The organism is Streptomyces sp. NPDC027189 (genome assembly GCF_055566975.1).
Map to the genome: position 1 here is coordinate 229,807 of NZ_JBVHRI010000012.1, position 16,821 is coordinate 246,627.

Sequence of the window (16,821 nt, forward strand, 5' to 3'; positions counted from 1 at the left end):
ACGTCACGCTACGCGGCAGTACGGTTCCCCGGCGAGACCGCCTGACGCCAAGTTCGTACACGGGCAACTTCCCTGCGCATAGCCGCAAGTGGCCCTAGGCCTCGGTCGCCGACCGCTGCCGCTCGTGGCCGCGGCGCAGCAGTCGCCGGCGTGGTTCCTGGTCCGGGAGCCAGCCGAAGGTGAGGCAGCTGCCGGTTGCTCCGAGGAGCAGGCCGATGAGGAAGCCACCCAGGTTGGAGGTGAGCCAGGTGCCGATGGAGAGGAGGATGCCGAGCAGGGAGTAGAAGAGGCGCTGGGTGGGGTTGAAGAGGATGAGCAGGCCGCAGAGCAGCATCAGGGTGGGGAGAAGATAGCCGGCCAGGCCCTGCATGCCGATGTGCATGACGACCTTCAGGGACGCCTTCTCGGTGAGGAGGATCTCCGCCCCGGCCAGGGTGAGCAGCAGACCGCCCCAGAAGGGGCGGTGTGCGCGCCACTGCCGGAAACCGGACCTCGGGTTCCGGGCGGAGGACATCAGCAACCCGTGTCGCTGAAGCGGAGTTTGAGACCGGGAAGCTTGAACACCGCTGCCGTGGTCGCGTAGTTGGTCTGCCGCAGGTTCGCGATGCGTACGGTGTCGGCCTGCTGGCTGAACACGCCCTTGGGGCCTTGGACTCCGGCCTTGTCGAGCGTGCTGGCGTCGTTGCCGATCTCGATGTTGTCGAAGGACGCGTCGCCTGACAGCTCGGTCGAGTCGGTGGTCAGATGGCTCGCCTGCACCTTGTCCGAGCCACTGCCCGCGGTGATGAGCAGGTTCGTGCCGCCCAGGTCGACGCTCTGGCACAGCTTGGTGAGCGTCGCGTTCTTGATCGCGGAGGTGACGACCAGGACCTGGCCGCCGGTGTCGCCGGCGTTCGGGCTGCCCTCCGCCATGTTGTCGAGGCCGCCGAACTGCTCGAAGCCCGTGCCGTTGAGCTCCGTCGCCGTGACCGTGAACGGCATGCCGGAGATGGCGAACTGGACGCCCAGGGCGCCCTGGGCGGTGAGGATCATCAGCCCCGCGGCGATCGCGGTGGCGGGCAGCGCCATCACGGCGGCACGGCGCAGGCGGACCCGTCCGCGTCTGTCCGGCGTGTCGGCGGCGGAACCGCTTTCCGGGCTCTCGGGGGTCTCGGAGGTGGAACCGTTGAACGCCGTGGCGTCCGAGGACGAGGCCATGTCTGCTCCCTGGGCATGGTCGATGCGGGTAGGGGTCCACTGGCACGTTGTCCTGGCGCGGACAGCGGCTGCCGCGCACGCCTCCTCGCCGCTCCCGGAGGACGCAAGGGCTTTCTCATTACGCGGCAGTAGCCGCCGAGGAAGTTACCCGGGGTTACATTCACGGGTCAAGTGACATGTGGGAAAAGGGTGTTGGTTGTGCGGTGCCTGTGAATACGGCATGGCGAGATGGCCGCGTTGACCTTCAACTTCCTTGCTCCGCCTTGACGTTGACCATTCACCAGGTCTACAACTCTCCCTTGATTCCCACGGATCCGTGGCGCCGGATCCGTGGTAATGCGCGCAAGTCACCTCCCGGACCCCGACCTGTACGGGGCAGTCGTGACATGTCCGATCGCGCAGTGCGCCCACTTGTCCACCCCCCACCCCCGTGGCACCGGCGCGGTCGCCTTCCCCCCTGGGCCGTGTCCGGTCGCCCGGCTGTCGCTGCCGGTCCGTGGCGTACGGAGAAGGCGCCACGGCCCGGCGGCGGTTCACCCCCGCACGCCCCGCGCCCCCGCGCGGCCAGGCACCCCACACCCCTTCGGAGAAGAGGCACCCCCCATGCGTACTCGATCCCTCCTTGCCCTCGTCGGCGTCGCCGCGGCCCTCTCGGTGCCCGCGGCCGGCCCCGCCTCCGCGGCCGACACACCGGTGCTCACCACCGGCGCCGCGGGCGGAACCGCCGTCGCCACCGGTGACGTTCTCAGCGCCTCGCTGGCGAGCGGCACCGCGGCCACGCTCTACTCCAGCAGCACCGGCACGAGCGGTGTCTCCTGTTCCTCGTCGACCTTCACCGCCACCGTCGCCGACAACCCGGCGGCCCCCGGTGCGGCCACCGAGTCGCTCACCGGGCACACCTTCGACAGCAGCACGTGCACCAGCAATGTGACCGGCGTGCTCGGCGTCACCGGCATCACGGTCGACAACCTGCCGTACACCACCACCGTGGGCTCCGACGGCACCGTCACCGTCACTCCGGCTGCCGGCTCCACCATTCAGACCACGGTCAAGCTGCGCACTCTGCTGGGCAGCATCACCTGTGTCTACCAGGCGCCCAGTCTGTCCGGCACGACGAGCAACACGGACAACAGCATCGCCTTCGCCAACCAGCAGTTCACGAAGACCTCCGGCTCGTCCCTGTGCTTCAGCAACGGCTACTTCACCGCCAAGTACGCGCCTGTCACGGACACCAGCCAGTCCGGGAGCCCGGCGGTCTTCGTCAACTGACCGCTCAGCGGCGGCGCCGGATGGTGACAGCAACCCCCGCGGTGAGGAGGAGCGCCGCGGTCCCCCCGGCCACGAGGGGGAGCGCGCCGCTGCCGCCCGACGTGCTGTCGGCGGCGGGCGCCAGATGATCCGGCGCGGTCTCCTGAGCCGGTGACGTGGTCACCCGTGACGGAGACTCGGTCGTCGGCGCCGGAGACGCGGTCGTCCGCGCCGGCGTGGGCGTCGGCTTCGCCGGTGCCGTCGTCCTCCGGGTGTTCTGAGCAGCGGGTGTCGAGGCCTCGCGCCCGCCGGCCAGCACGACGTCCGAGCACGAGTAGTACGTATCCGTCGTGCTCGAGTTCTGCCAGATCGTGTACAGCATCTGGCGGCCGGTCCGGTCGGACGGCAGCTTGGCCTTGATGCGGTAGGCGCCGTTCAACAGGGCCGGGTCGGTGGCGGTGGCGAACGGCTGCGCCGGCAGGTCGGACCACTTCAGGGGCCGGGTCGGGTCGTAACCCGGCTTGGACAGATACAGCTTGAAGGTCCCCGTGTGCGGGATCGTCGAGCTGTACCTGAGGGTGAAGCTCCCGCCGGGAGTCAGCCGGGTCGAGGGCCAGTCCGCTCGGGCGAGGTCGAGGCCCTTGTAGGCGGGCAGGCCCCCGCTGCACAGCTGCCCGTCGGGGATCAGCTGGCGGTCCCTGCCATTGACGCCGGCCACCCTGAGGTTGTCCCAGGCCGTGAAGGGTGCGCCGTTCGCGGCGATCGCCGCCTTGCAGGCCGCGGTCCGGATCAGGCTTCCGCCCTCGGGCGAGCAGGCCGCGACCCGGCTGACCGGATCCGTCGGCGCGCCGTGCGCCTGGGCGGGCCCCGCGGCCCACGTCGCGAGGAGCAGCGGAGCCGCCACGGCGACAGCGGCCGCGGTGGCGGTGCGGTAGGCGGTCATCCGGTGGGTCTCCTCGGTACGTCGGCGAAGCGGATCGGGAATCCGGCGGCGTGGCTGAGAGCCGTCGCGGCGGATGCCACCGCGCGCGGCCTGGACGCGCTCCTCGCTCGGGGCACCGTGAAGTACGGGGCCGCGGGGCCGAACGTTCAGCGCCGCGATACGAGCGAAACGTCCTTTTCTTCGCCAACTGCCTGCGCGCGAGGGTCGGTTACCGGCCAGATCGAGGGTTTCCCCTGTATCCCTCTTACCTGCCCTTTGCCTATCGTTCGAGCTCAGGCGACCCACAGGAAACCCCTTGCCGGGTCGCACGCGCATGGCCGGCCACCGCGCCGCTTTCTGGTTTTGCACCCCCCGCCGCTTCGACGACGAAGCGAATCGACCGCTGCTCCGCAATGCACCGCGCTGCCCGGAGCCGGCCCCGAAAGGCAAGCCCTTGCGTCCCTCCCCCTCGCCCTCCCCGTCCCGCGGCGGCAGACGGAAGCTGCTGTCCGTCGCCGCGATATCCGCTGCGCTGCTGGCCGGAATGACCACCACGGTGGCCGCGCAGTCGTCCACCGCGACCGTGCCGGCCACCCCCGCCGCGCAGGCGGCCGCCGCCCCGGCCGACCGCCTGATCGTCGGCTACAAGTCCGGCGCTCCCGAGGCCAAGTCCAACAAGGCCGCCGACGCCGACGCCCGGGTCAAGGGCGAGAAGGCCGGGGAGGACCTCGACTTCCAGCGCCGCCTCGGCACCGGCGCTGCCCTGGTCGACCTCGGCACCGAGCTCAAGAAGGCGGATGTCGCCGACGTCATCGCGCAGTACCAGGCCGACCCGCAGGTCGCCTACGTCGTACCGGACCGCCTCAACAAGCCGCAGGCGGACCCGAACGACACCGAGTACACCAAGCAGTGGGACCTGTTCGAGTCCACGGCGGGCATGCGCGTCCCGGGAGCCTGGTCCACGTCCACCGGCAGCGGGGTGACCGTCGCCGTCATCGACACCGGTTACGTGGCGCACTCCGACGTCGCCGCGAACATCGTCGGCGGCTACGACTTCATCTCCGACACCGCGGTCTCGGTCGACGGCGACGGACGCGACAGCAACCCGGCCGACCCGGGCGACTGGTACGCGACCGACGAGTGCGGCACCGGCACCGGCTCCAGCAGTTCCTCCTGGCACGGCACCCACGTCGCGGGCACCATCGCCGCCGTCACGAACAACAACAAGGGTGTCGCGGGCATCGCGTACAACGCGAAGATCTCGCCGCTGCGCGTCCTCGGCAAGTGCGGCGGTTACGACTCCGACATCATCGACGCCATCACCTGGGCCTCGGGCGGCAGCGTCTCCGGCGTCCCGGCCAACACCAACGTCGCCAAGGTCATCAACATGAGCCTCGGCGGCTCGGGTGCCTGCACCTCCGCCACCCAGAGCGCCATCAACGCGGCCGTGAACCGCGGTACGACGGTCGTGGTGGCCGCGGGCAACGACAACGACAACGCCTCCAAGTACTCCCCGGCGAGCTGCAGCAACGTCATCACCGTCGCCGCCACCGGCCGTACCGGCTCCCGGGCCTCGTACTCCAACTACGGCTCGATCGTCGACATCTCGGCCCCCGGCGGCGAGATGAGTACCGGTACCGCCAACGGCATCCTGTCCACGCTCAACTCCGGTACGAAGACGCCATCTTCGGAGTCGTACGCGTACTACCAGGGCACCAGCATGGCCACCCCGCACATCGTCGGCCTCGTGGCACTGATGAAGTCGGCGAACCCGTCGCTGACCCCGGCGCAGATCGAGTCGGCCATCAAGACCAACGCCCGTGCCCTGCCGGGCACTTGCTCGGGCGGCTGCGGCGCGGGACTCGCGGACGCGACCAAGACCGTCCAGGCGGTGGCGTCGAGCGGCGGCACCACCTTCTCCAACACCACCGCCCTGTCGATCCCGGACGCCGGCTCCGCCGTCGAGTCGTCGATCGCCGTCAGCGGCCGCAGCGGCAATGCGCCCTCCGCCCTCCAGGTCGGCGTCGACATCACCCACACCTACCGCGGTGACCTCGTCATCGACCTGGTCGCGCCTGACGGTTCGACGTACCGCCTGAAGTCCTCCAGCACCTCGGACTCCGCGGACAACGTCAGCGCCACCTACACGGTCAACGCCTCCGGCGAGACCGCCAACGGCACCTGGAAACTGCGCGTCCAGGACGTGGCCGCGCAGGACACCGGCACGCTCAACAGCTGGAAGCTGACCTTCTAGCCGACCGGTTGAGCTTTACGGGGGGAGGGGCCGTCCGACGCGCACACGTGTCGGCCGGCCCCTTCTGCTCGGCCGGTACGGTGAGCGGCATGCCCGAGCACGCCGAATCCTCCGATTCCTCCAACTCCGCAGCTCCCGTCGACGCACCCGTGATCCTCAGCAACGCGGTGGGCTCGTTCCCCTGGAGCGTTTTCGCCGAGCGGCACCCGGCGCTCATCGGGAAGGTGCGGGACGCCTTCCCGTACGGCCCCGAACAGCACCGCGCGCTCGAGGCCCTGCTCAAGAGCAGTACCGAGGGCGTCATCGAGCCGCTCGGCGCGCAGGCGGCGGACCGGGAACAGTGGGATGCGTGGGGGCAGGAGTACTTCGGGCGATCCTGGTTCGACGTGCCCTTCCTGTGGGCCGAGAGCTACTGGTACCGCCAACTCCTCGAAGCCGTCGAGTACTTCGTGCCGGGCCCCTGGAAGGGCATCGACCCCTTCCGCCCCTTCAAGCTCGCCGAACTCGACACCCCGGAGGCCGACGAGGAGCTCGCCGCGCTGGACGAACTCGCGGAGCGGCCGGTCGAGGACCAGGAGCAGGCGCTGCTGCACGGCTCGCTGTGGGGCAACCGCGCGGACCTCGGCTTCCGCCTGGCCGCCAAGGAGGGCGAACCGGCGGTCGATTCCCAACTGGTCGCAGCCGACAGCGAGTCGCTGCGGGCGTTGTTCGCCGGCGGCACGCTCTGCCTGGTCGCGGACAACGCCGGCCGGGAACTCATCCCCGACCTGCTCCTCATCGACCATCTCCTCCTCCACCACCGCGTCGGACGGGCCGTCCTGCACATCAAGCCCTACCCGTACTACGTCTCCGACGCCACGACCGCCGACGTGCTCGACGCGCTGCGCCGCCTCACCGCCGCCAAGAGCGCCGCGGCCGACTCCGGCCGCCGCCTCTGGTCGGCCATGACCGAGGGCCGCCTCGTGGTGCGGGCCCACCCGTTCTCCTGTGCCCCGCTGCCGTACGCAGACATGCCCGACGACCTCCGCCAGGAGTTCGCCGCGGCCGACGTGACGATCATGAAGGGCGACCTGAACTACCGCCGCCTCATCGGCGACCGGCTATGGCCCGCCACCACACCCTTCGCCGTCCCCACCGCGTACTTCCCCGGCCCGGTGGCCGCCCTGCGCACCCTCAAGTCCGACGTGATCGTCGGCCTCGACGCTCGTACCGAGTCCGCACTCGTGGCCGCCGAGGATCAGCGCTGGCGCACGAGCGGCACGCACGCGCTGATCCAAGTGAGGGCATGACGCCTCAAGTCACCTGGAGGGGAAGAGACTTGAGGCCGTTGATGAAGTTCGACACGAGGCGTCGGGGAGGCCCGGCGGCTCGTAGCCCGGGCAGGACTCGCAGCGTCTCCTCGTAGAGCACGCGCAGCTGCAGCCGGGCGAAGTGGGCGCCGAGGCAGACGTGCGGGCCGTCGCCGAAGGAGACGTGCGGGTTCGGTGTCCGGGCGAGATCGAGCCGGTGCGGATCGGTGAACACGCGCTCGTCGTGGTTGGCCGAGGCGTGGAAGACGACGACCTTGTCGCCCGCTCGGATGCGCTGCCCGGCCAGTTCGGTGTCGACGGCAGCGGTGCGACGGAAGGTGAGCACGGGAGGATGCCGGCGCAGCAACTCCTCGACGGCGGTGTCGAGAGGGAAGCGCCCCGCTCGCAGTCCGTCGTACGCGTCCGGGTGTTCCGCCAGCGCCAGCAGGCCCCCGGGAGCCGCACTGCGTACGGTGTCGTTGCCCGCGACCGTGAGCAGGAAGAAGAACATCTCCAGCTCGGCGGGGGCGAGTTCGGGGTCGTGCGCGAGGGTGGTCATCACATCGTCGCCGGGATGGCTCCTCTTGTGGGCGGCCAATTGGCGCGCGTACCCGAACATGTCCCGCAGCATCGCCGGGGAGCGCGGATTGACGGGTCGGCCCCGCGCGTCGAGCACGGGCTCGCCGGCCTCGTCGGGGTCCTGGTAGCCGATGACCCGCTGCGTCCAGTGCAGCAGCAGCTCCCGGTCGCGCTCCGGCACGCCGAGCAGGTCCGCGAGGTTGAGCAGGGCGTAGTCGTCGGTGACCGCGGCGACGAGGTCGCAGGTCCCGTCGCCCGACCGGGCCTCTTCCACCGCCCGCCCGAGCAGCGTGCGGGCCCGTTCGCGCGTCACCGACTCGAAGCGGTCGACGCGGCGCGGAGTGAACGCACGGCTGACCAGGCGCCTCAACCGGCCGTGTGCCGACGGATCCTGATTGAGCATCATGCCGCGGATGAACGGCAGGTCGTCCGGGTCCGGATCGCGGATCTGGGTCGCTCCGAGGTAGGACGAATACACCGCCGAGTCCTTGAGGACCCGGACGACGTCCGCGTGCCGGGTCACCGCCCAGAACCCCGGTCCCGCCGGCCAGCCGAGCACCTCGGGCTCCTGCTGCCAGGCCACGGGGTGATGGTCGCGGAGGGTGCGGTACGCGGCATGCGGGACCCCATCGGCGTACCGCCGTGGATCGAAGACGTCCGGCACGGGCGGCGCGGTCTCTCGCGCGACGCTCACCCGTGGTCGCCCTCGCCCGCACGCCCGGCCGTGGGTGCGCCGGAGTCGTCCGAATGCCGGGTCGTGGGCGCGCCCGTGTCGTCGTCGCGTCGAGTCGTGGGCGCGCCCGTGTCGTCGTGGCGTCGAGCCATGTGCGCGCCCGTGTCGTCCGCGCGCAGGAAGTCCTCGACCACGCGGATCAGCTCCAGAGGGGTCTCGTCCATCGCGTAGTGGCCCGCTCCGAGCAGCTCACGCACCTCTCCGCAGGGGTACCAGCACAGCCAGGTCTGCCGCATCAGGGCCGCGGAGAGCGCGGGATCGAGCGCGCCCGTCACGGCCAGCGCGGGCACCCTCGACCCCTCGACCTCGGTGTGGAAGTCCTCCCCGGCCCAGGAGTCCAGCCAGGCTCGGAACGCCTTCGCCTCGCTGACGGCGAGCGAGCGGGTCACCATCCGGTCCAGCCAGATGGCCGGGCGGCGGCCGCCCGTCGTGAAGTCGATGATGGCGCGCCGGTTCTCCGGCTTGTGCGCGGCGTCGGCGAAGAGTTCCCACTGGTCCGCGGGCATCGGCAGCCCCGACGCGGGTACCGGAGAGACGCCGATCAGGCGGCGCAGCCGGTCCGGGGCGAGGGTCGGCAGACGCTGGGCGACGGCGCCGCCCATCGAGTGACCGATCACCGAGAACCGCTCCCAGCCGAGTCGGTCCGCCAACTCGACGAGATCGGCCGCTGCCTCGGCGGTCGTGTACGCGCCGACCGCGTCCTTCGCCTCCCCGTAGCCCCGCAGGTCGACCAGCGCGTACTGGAACGCTGTGCGGTCCAGGTCAGGCAGCACCGCCGCGTACGCGGACCGGTCGGCGAACCAGCCGTGCACGGCGAACACCTTGTGGGCGCCGTCGCCGTGCACTTCATGGGGGAGCACGAAGGAGGTCATGCGACCACGGTGACCCGGCGGATGCGGGTCGGCAAGGGCGCGTGAGGCACGTCCGTGAGGCCACGTCCGTGAGGCCACGTCCGTGAGGCCACGTCCGTGAGGCCACGTCCGTGAGGCCACGTCCGTGAGGACACATTCGTGAGGACACATCCGTGAGGCGCTTGCGGAATCGTCCGCGACAGGTTCTTGGCGTGTCCGCAGGATCGCGGAACCTTGCCCCCGACACTGGTGTCGGGCCCGACCGTCCGCGACATCCGCGAGCCGCTGGGCGGCGGATGCCTGGACGAGTCGTTGGGCCAACTCCCGCTGTGCGAGGGTGTGTTGCGGACTGCTGCCGACCGGCGCCGACGCGCATGCGTTGGGCGCGCGGACTCGGCCGACGGGGGAGAACCTGTGTCGGATGTGGGCGAGAGGAGCTGAGGGCATGCGGATCGGAGTGGGCCCGCACCGGCTGTGGCCCGGGCGGGAGAGCGAGCTGGACGGGGTCCTGGAGACCGCCCGGACCGCCGAGCGGCTGGGCTTCGACCACCTCATCGCGGGGAGCCACGTGCTCGCCGGTGACCTGGGGGTGACCCCGGACCCGCTGGTGCTGCTGTCGGCGATCGCGGGCGCCACGGAGCGGATCCGGGTGATGACCAGCGTCCTGATCCTGCCGCTCTACAACCCCGTCGTGGTCGCCCACCAGGCCGCCACGCTCGACCGCCTCTCGCGAGGCCGCTTCACCCTCGGTGTCGGCACCGGCTGGGACACGGCGGAGTTCGCCGCCGTGGGGGCGCCGTTCGACGGACGCGGCAAGCGGATGGACGAGCAGCTCGCCGCCATGCGGGAGTTGTGGGAGGACCGGGCCGACGGGATGCGGCTCGGGGTGCGGCCACGCACCGCCGGGGGGCCCGAGGTGTGGATCGGCGGTCAGAGCGACGCGGCGCTGCGCAGGGCGTTGCGGTACGGCGACGGATGGCACGGCTCGGCTGTCGACGCGGCCGGCCTCGCCGCCGTACGCGAACGGCTCGCCACGCTCGGCAAGGACTCCGGCCGGGATCCGGGCACCCTGGCGCTGACGTCGGGTGCGTTGCTGCTGCCGCCGGGTTTTCCGCCGGCGGTCGACCTGCCGTGGCGGCCGCTCGGCGGCGAACGGGCCACCGCCGACAGCGTCCTCCACGAGCTCGCGCTCCTGGAGGAGGCCGGTCTCTCCTCCTGCTCGCTCTGGCTTCCGGTGACCACCGAGGCGCTGCCGGATGCGCTGGCGTGGGTGGCGGAGGAGGTGCTGGCGAGGGCCTGAGGGCGTGGCGGAGGGTTTTTCGCCCCCTCCGCCCCTACCCGTCCCGTACCTGGGGGCTGCGCCCCCAGACCCCCGCCAAAAGACGCGCGCGTAGACGCGGGCGTCACAAGGGTGGGCGGGAACTCACAGGTGCGGCCGCACGACCGGCCAAAGGCCGGTGACCTGGCGGCCGTTGCCTGTACACCCGGCCTTCACGCATCGAAGACGGGTGGATTCACGCGATGGTGTGATCATGTCCCGGCAGGTGGATGTCGCCGAGGGGCCATGGGTAGTGCCCGGCCATGACGCAGCCGTTCGAACTCCCGCACTTCTACATGCCGTATCCCGCGCGGCTGAACCCGCATCTCGACGAGGCGCGGGCCCATTCCGTCGAGTGGGCCCGCGGAATGGGCATGCTGGAGGGCTCCGGCATCTGGGAGCAGTCCGACCTCGACGCGCACGACTACGGCCTGCTGTGCTCGTACACGCACCCCGACTGCGACGGGCCCGCACTCTCCCTGATCACCGACTGGTACGTGTGGGTGTTCTTCTTCGACGACCACTTCCTGGAGACCTTCAAGCGCAGCCAGGACCGCGACGGCGGCAAGGCCTACCTGGACCGGCTGCCCCTCTTCATGCCGCTGGACCTCTCGACGCCCGTACCGGAGCCGCAGAATCCGGTCGAGGCGGGCCTCGCCGACCTGTGGGCGCGCACGGTGCCCTCGATGTCGGTGGAATGGCGCAAGCGCTTCGCCGTGTCCACGGAGCATCTGCTCAACGAGTCGATGTGGGAGCTCTCCAACATCAACGAAGGACGGATCGCCAACCCCGTCGAGTACATCGAGATGCGCCGCAAGGTGGGCGGCGCCCCCTGGTCGGCCGGGCTCGTCGAGTACGCGACCGCCGAAGTGCCCGTCTCCGTCGCCGGATCCCGGCCCCTGCGCGTGCTGATGGAGACCTTCTCCGACGGAGTGCATCTGCGCAACGACCTCTTCTCGTACCAGCGGGAGGTCGAGGACGAGGGCGAGCTCAGCAACGGCATCCTCGTCCTGGAGACCTTCTTCGGCTGCACCACCCAGGAGGCCGCCGAGACCGTCAACGACATCCTCACCTCACGGCTCCACCAGTTCGAGCACACCGCCTTCACCGAAGTGCCCGCGCTGGCCGGAGAGAAGGGGCTCACCCCGGACGAGGTCGCGGCGGTCGGGGCGTACACGAAGGGCCTGCAGGACTGGCAGTCGGGCGGCCACGAGTGGCATCTGCGGTCGAGCCGTTACATGAACGAGGGGGCGCTGGAAGCGGAGCGGCCGTTCGGCGTCGGCGGGTTCGGCACATCCGCCGTGGACGTCGGCGCCCTGCTCTCCGCGGCCGGAGCCGAGCGGCTGCGCTCGTACACCCATGTCCCCTTCCAGAAGGTCGGACCGTCCCGACTTCCCGACTTCTACATGCCGTTCGAGGTGAAGCTGAGCCCGCATCTGCCGGGCGCCCGGGACCGCCTCACCGGGTGGATGCACGCCATGGGCATGCTCCAGGAGGGCGTCTGGGACGAGGACAAACTCGCCGCCTACGACCTCCCGCTGTGCGCGGCCGGCCTCCAGCCGGACGCGACGGCGGAGGCCCTCGACCTCGGCTCCCAGTGGCTGGCCTGGGGCACCTACGGCGACGACTACTACCCGCTCGTCTTCGGCAACCGCCGCGACCTGGCCGCCGCCAAGCTGACCACCGCACGCCTGTCGGCCTGCATGCCCGTCGACGGCGAGGCGACTCCCGTCCCGGTCAACGGCATGGAGCACGGACTCCTCGACCTCTGGCAGCGCACGACAGCCGACATGACCCCGGACGAGCGGCGCACACTACGGGCCGCGGTGGATGTGATGACGGAGAGCTGGCTGTGGGAGCTGTCCAACCAGATCCAGCACCGCATCCCCGACCCCATCGACTACCTGGAGATGCGCCGCGCCACCTTCGGCGCCGACCTCACCATGGGCCTGTGCCGCCTGGGCCACGGCCCGAAGGTTCCGCCCGAGGTCTACCGCAGCGGCCCCGTCCGGTCGCTGGAGAACGCGGCCGTCGACTACGGGATGCTCATGAACGACGTCTTCTCGTACCAGAAGGAGATCGAGTACGAGGGCGAGGTCCACAACGGCATCCTCGTCGTGCAGAACTTCTTCGGCTGCGACTACCCGACCGCGCTCGGCGTCATCCACGACCTGATGACCCAGCGCATGCGGCAGTTCGAGCACGTCGCCGCCCATGAACTGCCCCTTCTGTACGAGGACTTCAAGCTCTCGGATGAGGTGCGCGGGATCATGCAGGGCTATGTCGTGGAGCTGCAGAACTGGATGGCCGGGATCCTGAAGTGGCACCAGGACTGCCATCGCTACGGCGCGGCGGACCTGGCCCGACGCGCCCACGGCTTCGTACCGGGCCAGGTGCCCGCACTGCCGTTCACCTGGCCGGGGGCTCCGGTATCGGCTGCTGTGCGACCGGGCTCTCCAGCCGCTGTCTGACACTGGCCCGGGCCGCCTCGGAGAGTTCCGCGAGGAGCGCCGCGGCGGCCCCGGTGACCTCGTGGACCTCCGCCGCGAGAGAGGCGTCGGCCGTGGCGGCACGGGCCAGATCCTGGTGTTCCTCGACCGTGTGCGCGCCGAGCCGAGTGCCCCTCCAGTTCGGCAATGAGTCGTCCCAGGGCTTGGCCAGTGCGTCGCGCAGAAGCCTCAGCGCGACTGCGGCCGCCTCGAGTTCGCCTGCCTCCCGCTCCATCCGGGCGAGGGTCAGCAGCGCGGTGACCCGGCCCTCGCACGTGTCCCTCAAGGGCACGTACAGACGGTAGGCGCGCAGCGCCTGGAAGGTGTCGCCGAGCTCCGTGAACTCGTCTGCCAGCGAGAGGAGTTGGAACTCGTCCGACCTGGACGGCATCCTGCTGAACGCGCGCAGGTCGATGTCGTCCAGTCGGCGGATCAGAGCCGCGCGGGCCTGCTCGGCCATGTCCTGCTCCCGGGCGAGGCCGGTCCAGGTGGCCAGCGGCTCGTCCTCGGGGTCGGTGCCGAAGAGGGACTCGTCGAGGCCCTCCGCCCACTCCCGCAGCTCCTCCCCGCCAGCGCCGGGCTCGGGCATGCCACCGAGTCCGCACCAGGTGTCGTACGTCGTCTCGCGAACCTCGTGGAGCAGCGGCAGGTCCTCCGGCCGACCGCGCAGTCCCACCAGAACGGCGGCGAGGCGCAGTTCGTCGCTCATGGAGGACTCCGCCTCGTGCTTCAACAGGTGCCGCAGCAGGGCGAGGTCGGTGTCGCGGCGGTCGAACTGGGCGGCGCGCAGGGCGAGTACGCGCCGCACCGGGTCCTGGGCCACCTCGTCCCACGCCGTGCCGTCCCGCAGCAGCGCCAGATCGGCGCGGCCCCGGGCGAGGACCGTCTCCCACAACGGGGGACGGGCATGCCGGTCCAGGAGCTTGTAGGCGCCGCCCTCTTCGGCGTTGAGGAGGAGGAAGTCGGGCTCCGTGCGCAGCAGCGCCGCGTGCAGCAGGCCGATGAGCTCCACGGGTGAACGCTCGGGCAGGCCCAGTGCCGCCCGGAGTTCGGTGCGCTCGGTGTCGATCCCGTGGTACTCCCGGATCTCCTCCTCCGTCTCGGCGATCTCCGCGAGGATCTTCTCCTCGCCGTCGCTCGGCGCGAGGTGCAGACAGTCGTGCCAGCCGGGCAGTCCGACCAGGATCTCCAGCGCGGCGTCGACACTGTCCCCGATGATCCCGGCCGAACCCTCGGAATCGGCGTACAGCACGGAACCGTCCGCGCACACGAAATACGTACCGCCTGTGTCGTCCCCCGCTATCGGCCGCAGCGGGCCGTCCGAGGCCAGCCTGACGCTCTCGACATGGTCCGCGCGGGCCAGGTCGAAGTTGAAGGGAAACGCGGCCAGTTCGGCCAGTCGAGGGTTCTCCCGGAGCAGCCGGAGGGCGTGATCGGTCATGTCACAGAACGTAACAGCCGCCACTGACAACGCCCTCGATCACGTCACGGCCGCCGCGTGCGCCTGTGGTCAAACGGGCTGCCCTTCGCTCGCGACGGCCGCGTGGGCCACGGCGGCTCGCGCGAGCGCCCGCACGATCGGGTGCGGGCGCGAGCCGTCCCCGGACAGCTCCGGCTGGAAGAGGGTGGCCAGGTAGAAGGGATGGCCGGGGAGTTCGGCGATGCGGACGTGGCCGTCCTCGTCGTGTCCGCTGAAGCGCAACCCGTGCGCGCGCAGGGTGTCGAGGTGGCGGGAGGGCCCGTACGCGCAGAAGTAGCGCTCGACCGTCCGCTCGGAACCGATCACCGACTGGGCGAGCGAGCCGGGCTCGACCGTGACGGTGGCCTCGTGGCCCACGAGCGAGCAGGCGAGGGGCTCGATGAGGAAGTCGTCGGCGTCGGGGTCGTTCTCGGCGTGCGCGACCTGGGCGAGACCGCACACATTGCGGGCGTACTCGAGCAGGGCGTGCTGGAAACCGCCGCAGGTGCCGAGGAACGGGACGCCGTCCTCGCGGGCGGTGCGGATGGCCGTGAGCACTCCCGCCTCACTGCGGTAGGGGCTGCCGGGCAGCACCCACACGGCGTCGAAGCCGCGTACCGCCTCCTCGTCCTCGGCGTCCTCGGACGGGACCCAGTAGGCGTCCAGGACGATCCGGTCGCGGGCGGCGAGGGCGTCGAGGAGGAGCGGGACGCGGGTGTGCGAGACGACGTTCGGGGAGCGGTCGCCGACCAGGGCGATCCGGGCGGTCCGTGCGGTGTTCGTGGTCATGCCCTTCATCCTGGGCGGGCCCGTTGGTTCACGTCCAACGATGATTTCTGCACCCTCGATAAGCAATGCTGATGGCGTGCGCGATCCTGGAGCGCATGGACCCGCATCTCCTGCGTACGTACGTCACCGTGGCCCGGCTCGCGTCCTTCTCGGAGGCCGCGCGCGAGCTCGGCTACACCCAGTCCGCGGTGTCCCAGCACATCGCCGCGCTGGAGCAGGACCTCGGCGCACCCCTGCTCACCCGCCGTCCGGTCGCGCCCACCGCCGCGGGCGAGCGGCTGCTCGAACACGCCGGACCACTGCTGCTGCGCCTGGACGCGGCCCGCGCCGACGTCGCCCGGATGGCTGCCGCGCCCGAGCACGGACTGACCCTCGCCGCCGCGCCGACGGCACTGGGACCGCGTACCCTCGCGGCGCTCCCTGCCGTCGGCGTGACCCTGCGCGTGCTGGCCCGCGACGACATCCCCGGGGCGGTCGCCACCGGCACCGCGGACCTCGGCCTCGTCGACGGACTCGCCGCGCCCAGCGACCCCCTCCGGCTGCCCGACGTGGCGCCGCTGACCACGCACGGGGTGGGCGAGGAGCCGGTCTGCGTACTGCTTCCGACATCCCATCCGCTCGCCCGGCGCGCGGGCCTGCGCCTCGGCGACCTCGTCGAGGCGCGCTGGCTGGACGCCCCCGGCGCGGGACTGCCGCTGGACCACCTCCGTGCCGCGAACGGCAGCGGCGGCTTCCGTCCCGCCCTGCGCTACGAGGGCACCGACATCCGTACCCTCACCGCCCTGGCCGCCGCGGGACACGGCCTGACCCTGCTGCCGCGCACGGCGGCCACCGGCGTGCCCGGAGCGGTGGCCGTCCCGCTAGTGGCGCCCCGTCTGGTGCACCGCAGGGAACTGGTGCAGGGCGGATCGCTGCGGGGAGCCGCGGCGACCATGGCGGACAAACTTCTCGAACGCGCTTGACAGTCTCACTCGTTCGTGAATCGTCGCGCGCCGGGGCGCAGGGTAGAGCAAGAGCCGGAGGCGGTCCGTAGAGCATCTGCCGGAGGCGATCCATGGAACAGACCGCGTTGCGTCCCAAGCCGATGCCCGGTCAGAAGCCGGGCGGCGGCCGTGCGTCCGGCAGCCCCCGGCGCCCGCACGCCGCGCGGCGGCGTGGCAAGCGGTTGACGAGTCTGCTCTTCGGCCTGTTCGTCGGGACGGTGCTGGTCCTGTCGGGCGTCGGACTCGGCACCGTCGGCGCCACCGTGATCGGCATGAGCAAGCTGGCGGATCTTCAGAAGCAGGCCGGGGCGCAGGGGGCGGCGGGGCAACCGGGGCGGACCTCCGGGGCGCCGCAGGCCGGCGGCTCCAAGTCGGCGGCCGGCACGGGGAGTCCGTCCCTTTCGAAGGAACCCGAGAAGTGGCCCGTGAAGGCCACCCTCGGCGTCGAGGCCGTCGACGCCCCCAAGGACGCGGGCGCGCTCGTCGTCGGAGTCCACATCCCCGGCCCGGGCCACACGGCGGGCCTGGTCCGCGGCGACGTCCTGCTGACCGTCGGTGAGAGCCGGATCGAGTCGGCCGCCGACCTCGCGCGCGCGGTCGCGGCCGCGCACCCTGGGACCACCGTGACCCTCACCGTGCGCCACGCGAACGGTAGCCACCAGCAATTGTCCACGATGCCGGGTGTCGTGACATGACGTCAGGCGTCTCAG

At 71.1% G+C, this 16,821-nt stretch carries 14 protein-coding genes; 7 read left to right on the forward strand and 7 right to left on the reverse strand.

Translation table 11 applies throughout. The annotated features are described in order from the left end of the window. Positions 1–94: 94 nt before the first annotated feature. Positions 95–514, reverse strand: coding sequence for a DUF6114 domain-containing protein (locus ACZ4RZ_RS27720; RefSeq protein WP_467748542.1), 420 nt, complete (start codon positions 512–514; stop codon positions 95–97). Continuing rightward, positions 514–1,197 (reverse strand): DUF6230 family protein, encoded by a 684-nt coding sequence (locus tag ACZ4RZ_RS27725; RefSeq protein WP_467748544.1) that lies wholly within the window; start codon positions 1,195–1,197, stop codon positions 514–516. Before ACZ4RZ_RS27725 ends, ACZ4RZ_RS27720 begins: the two co-directional genes overlap by 1 nt. A 603-nt stretch (positions 1,198–1,800) precedes the next feature. Between ACZ4RZ_RS27725 and ACZ4RZ_RS27730 the strand changes: the two genes are divergently transcribed. After that, positions 1,801–2,466 (forward strand): Tat pathway signal sequence domain protein, encoded by a 666-nt coding sequence (locus ACZ4RZ_RS27730; RefSeq protein ID WP_467748546.1) that lies wholly within the window; start codon positions 1,801–1,803, stop codon positions 2,464–2,466. 4 nt (positions 2,467–2,470) lie between these two features. Here ACZ4RZ_RS27730 and ACZ4RZ_RS27735 read toward each other — a convergent pair whose 3' ends face one another. Beyond that, positions 2,471–3,388, reverse strand: coding sequence for a lytic polysaccharide monooxygenase auxiliary activity family 9 protein (locus ACZ4RZ_RS27735; RefSeq protein WP_467748548.1), 918 nt, complete (start codon positions 3,386–3,388; stop codon positions 2,471–2,473). Between the two features lie 523 nt (positions 3,389–3,911). Here ACZ4RZ_RS27735 and ACZ4RZ_RS27740 point away from each other — a divergent pair. Both ACZ4RZ_RS27740 and ACZ4RZ_RS27745 read left to right on the forward strand, forming a co-directional pair. Beyond that, complete coding sequence (locus ACZ4RZ_RS27740; RefSeq protein WP_467748638.1) at positions 3,912–5,621, forward strand: S8 family peptidase; 1,710 nt, start codon at positions 3,912–3,914, stop codon at positions 5,619–5,621. A gap of 89 nt (positions 5,622–5,710) precedes the next feature. Beyond that, the gene (locus ACZ4RZ_RS27745; RefSeq protein ID WP_467748550.1) at positions 5,711–6,910 is read left to right on the forward strand and encodes a damage-control phosphatase ARMT1 family protein; all 1,200 of its coding nucleotides are present in this window, start codon (positions 5,711–5,713) and stop codon (positions 6,908–6,910) included. Between the two features lie 4 nt (positions 6,911–6,914). Here the strand turns inward: ACZ4RZ_RS27745 and ACZ4RZ_RS27750 are convergent, their stop codons facing one another. Then, a complete protein-coding gene (locus ACZ4RZ_RS27750) occupies positions 6,915–8,183 on the reverse strand; it encodes a cytochrome P450 (RefSeq protein ID WP_467748552.1) in 1,269 nt (422 codons plus the stop codon). Next, on the reverse strand, positions 8,180–9,094 hold the full coding sequence (locus ACZ4RZ_RS27755; RefSeq protein ID WP_467748554.1) for an alpha/beta fold hydrolase: 915 nt from the start codon (positions 9,092–9,094) through the stop codon (positions 8,180–8,182). The genes ACZ4RZ_RS27750 and ACZ4RZ_RS27755 overlap by 4 nt, the downstream gene beginning before the upstream one ends. A gap of 424 nt (positions 9,095–9,518) precedes the next feature. On the opposite strand from ACZ4RZ_RS27755, the gene ACZ4RZ_RS27760 reads away from it, so the two are divergent. Both ACZ4RZ_RS27760 and cyc2 read left to right on the forward strand, forming a co-directional pair. Then, entirely contained in the window at positions 9,519–10,373 is an 855-nt protein-coding gene (locus ACZ4RZ_RS27760) for a TIGR03619 family F420-dependent LLM class oxidoreductase (protein ID WP_467748556.1), read from the forward strand. 281 nt (positions 10,374–10,654) lie between these two features. Then, positions 10,655–12,862, forward strand: a complete 2,208-nt coding sequence (gene cyc2 / locus ACZ4RZ_RS27765; RefSeq protein ID WP_467748558.1) for a germacradienol/geosmin synthase Cyc2 — start codon at positions 10,655–10,657, stop codon at positions 12,860–12,862. Here the strand turns inward: cyc2 and ACZ4RZ_RS27770 are convergent. Further along, positions 12,801–14,321, reverse strand: a complete 1,521-nt coding sequence (locus ACZ4RZ_RS27770) for a hypothetical protein (protein WP_467748560.1) — start codon at positions 14,319–14,321, stop codon at positions 12,801–12,803. The two genes, cyc2 and ACZ4RZ_RS27770, sit on opposite strands and share 62 nt — an antisense overlap. Before the next feature lie 69 nt (positions 14,322–14,390). Continuing rightward, positions 14,391–15,128: a CTP synthase C-terminal region-related (seleno)protein gene (locus tag ACZ4RZ_RS27775; RefSeq protein ID WP_467748562.1), complete on the reverse strand. Its 738-nt coding sequence runs from the start codon at positions 15,126–15,128 to the stop codon at positions 14,391–14,393. Positions 15,129–15,223: 95 nt separating this feature from the next. Here ACZ4RZ_RS27775 and ACZ4RZ_RS27780 point away from each other — a divergent pair, with 95 nt between their 5' ends. Both ACZ4RZ_RS27780 and ACZ4RZ_RS27785 read left to right on the forward strand, forming a co-directional pair. Next, entirely contained in the window at positions 15,224–16,090 is an 867-nt protein-coding gene (locus tag ACZ4RZ_RS27780) for a LysR family transcriptional regulator (protein WP_467748640.1), read from the forward strand. Between the two features lie 92 nt (positions 16,091–16,182). Next, positions 16,183–16,806 (forward strand): PDZ domain-containing protein, encoded by a 624-nt coding sequence (locus ACZ4RZ_RS27785; RefSeq protein ID WP_467748564.1) that lies wholly within the window; start codon positions 16,183–16,185, stop codon positions 16,804–16,806. The last annotated feature ends 15 nt before the right edge of the window (positions 16,807–16,821 follow it).

Coding starts and splice junctions, on each gene's coding strand:
- ACZ4RZ_RS27720 (WP_467748542.1), bottom strand. CDS start 514: ATGTCCTCCGCCCGGAACCCGAGGTCCGGTTTCCGGCAGTGGCGCGCA.
- ACZ4RZ_RS27725 (WP_467748544.1), bottom strand. CDS start 1,197: ATGGCCTCGTCCTCGGACGCCACGGCGTTCAACGGTTCCACCTCCGAG.
- ACZ4RZ_RS27730 (WP_467748546.1), top strand. CDS start 1,801: ATGCGTACTCGATCCCTCCTTGCCCTCGTCGGCGTCGCCGCGGCCCTC.
- ACZ4RZ_RS27735 (WP_467748548.1), bottom strand. CDS start 3,388: ATGACCGCCTACCGCACCGCCACCGCGGCCGCTGTCGCCGTGGCGGCT.
- ACZ4RZ_RS27740 (WP_467748638.1), top strand. CDS start 3,912: ATGACCACCACGGTGGCCGCGCAGTCGTCCACCGCGACCGTGCCGGCC.
- ACZ4RZ_RS27745 (WP_467748550.1), top strand. CDS start 5,711: ATGCCCGAGCACGCCGAATCCTCCGATTCCTCCAACTCCGCAGCTCCC.
- ACZ4RZ_RS27755 (WP_467748554.1), bottom strand. CDS start 9,094: ATGACCTCCTTCGTGCTCCCCCATGAAGTGCACGGCGACGGCGCCCAC.
- ACZ4RZ_RS27760 (WP_467748556.1), top strand. CDS start 9,519: ATGCGGATCGGAGTGGGCCCGCACCGGCTGTGGCCCGGGCGGGAGAGC.
- cyc2 (WP_467748558.1), top strand. CDS start 10,655: ATGACGCAGCCGTTCGAACTCCCGCACTTCTACATGCCGTATCCCGCG.
- ACZ4RZ_RS27770 (WP_467748560.1), bottom strand. CDS start 14,321: ATGACCGATCACGCCCTCCGGCTGCTCCGGGAGAACCCTCGACTGGCC.
- ACZ4RZ_RS27775 (WP_467748562.1), bottom strand. CDS start 15,128: ATGACCACGAACACCGCACGGACCGCCCGGATCGCCCTGGTCGGCGAC.
- ACZ4RZ_RS27780 (WP_467748640.1), top strand. CDS start 15,224: ATGGACCCGCATCTCCTGCGTACGTACGTCACCGTGGCCCGGCTCGCG.
- ACZ4RZ_RS27785 (WP_467748564.1), top strand. CDS start 16,183: ATGGAACAGACCGCGTTGCGTCCCAAGCCGATGCCCGGTCAGAAGCCG.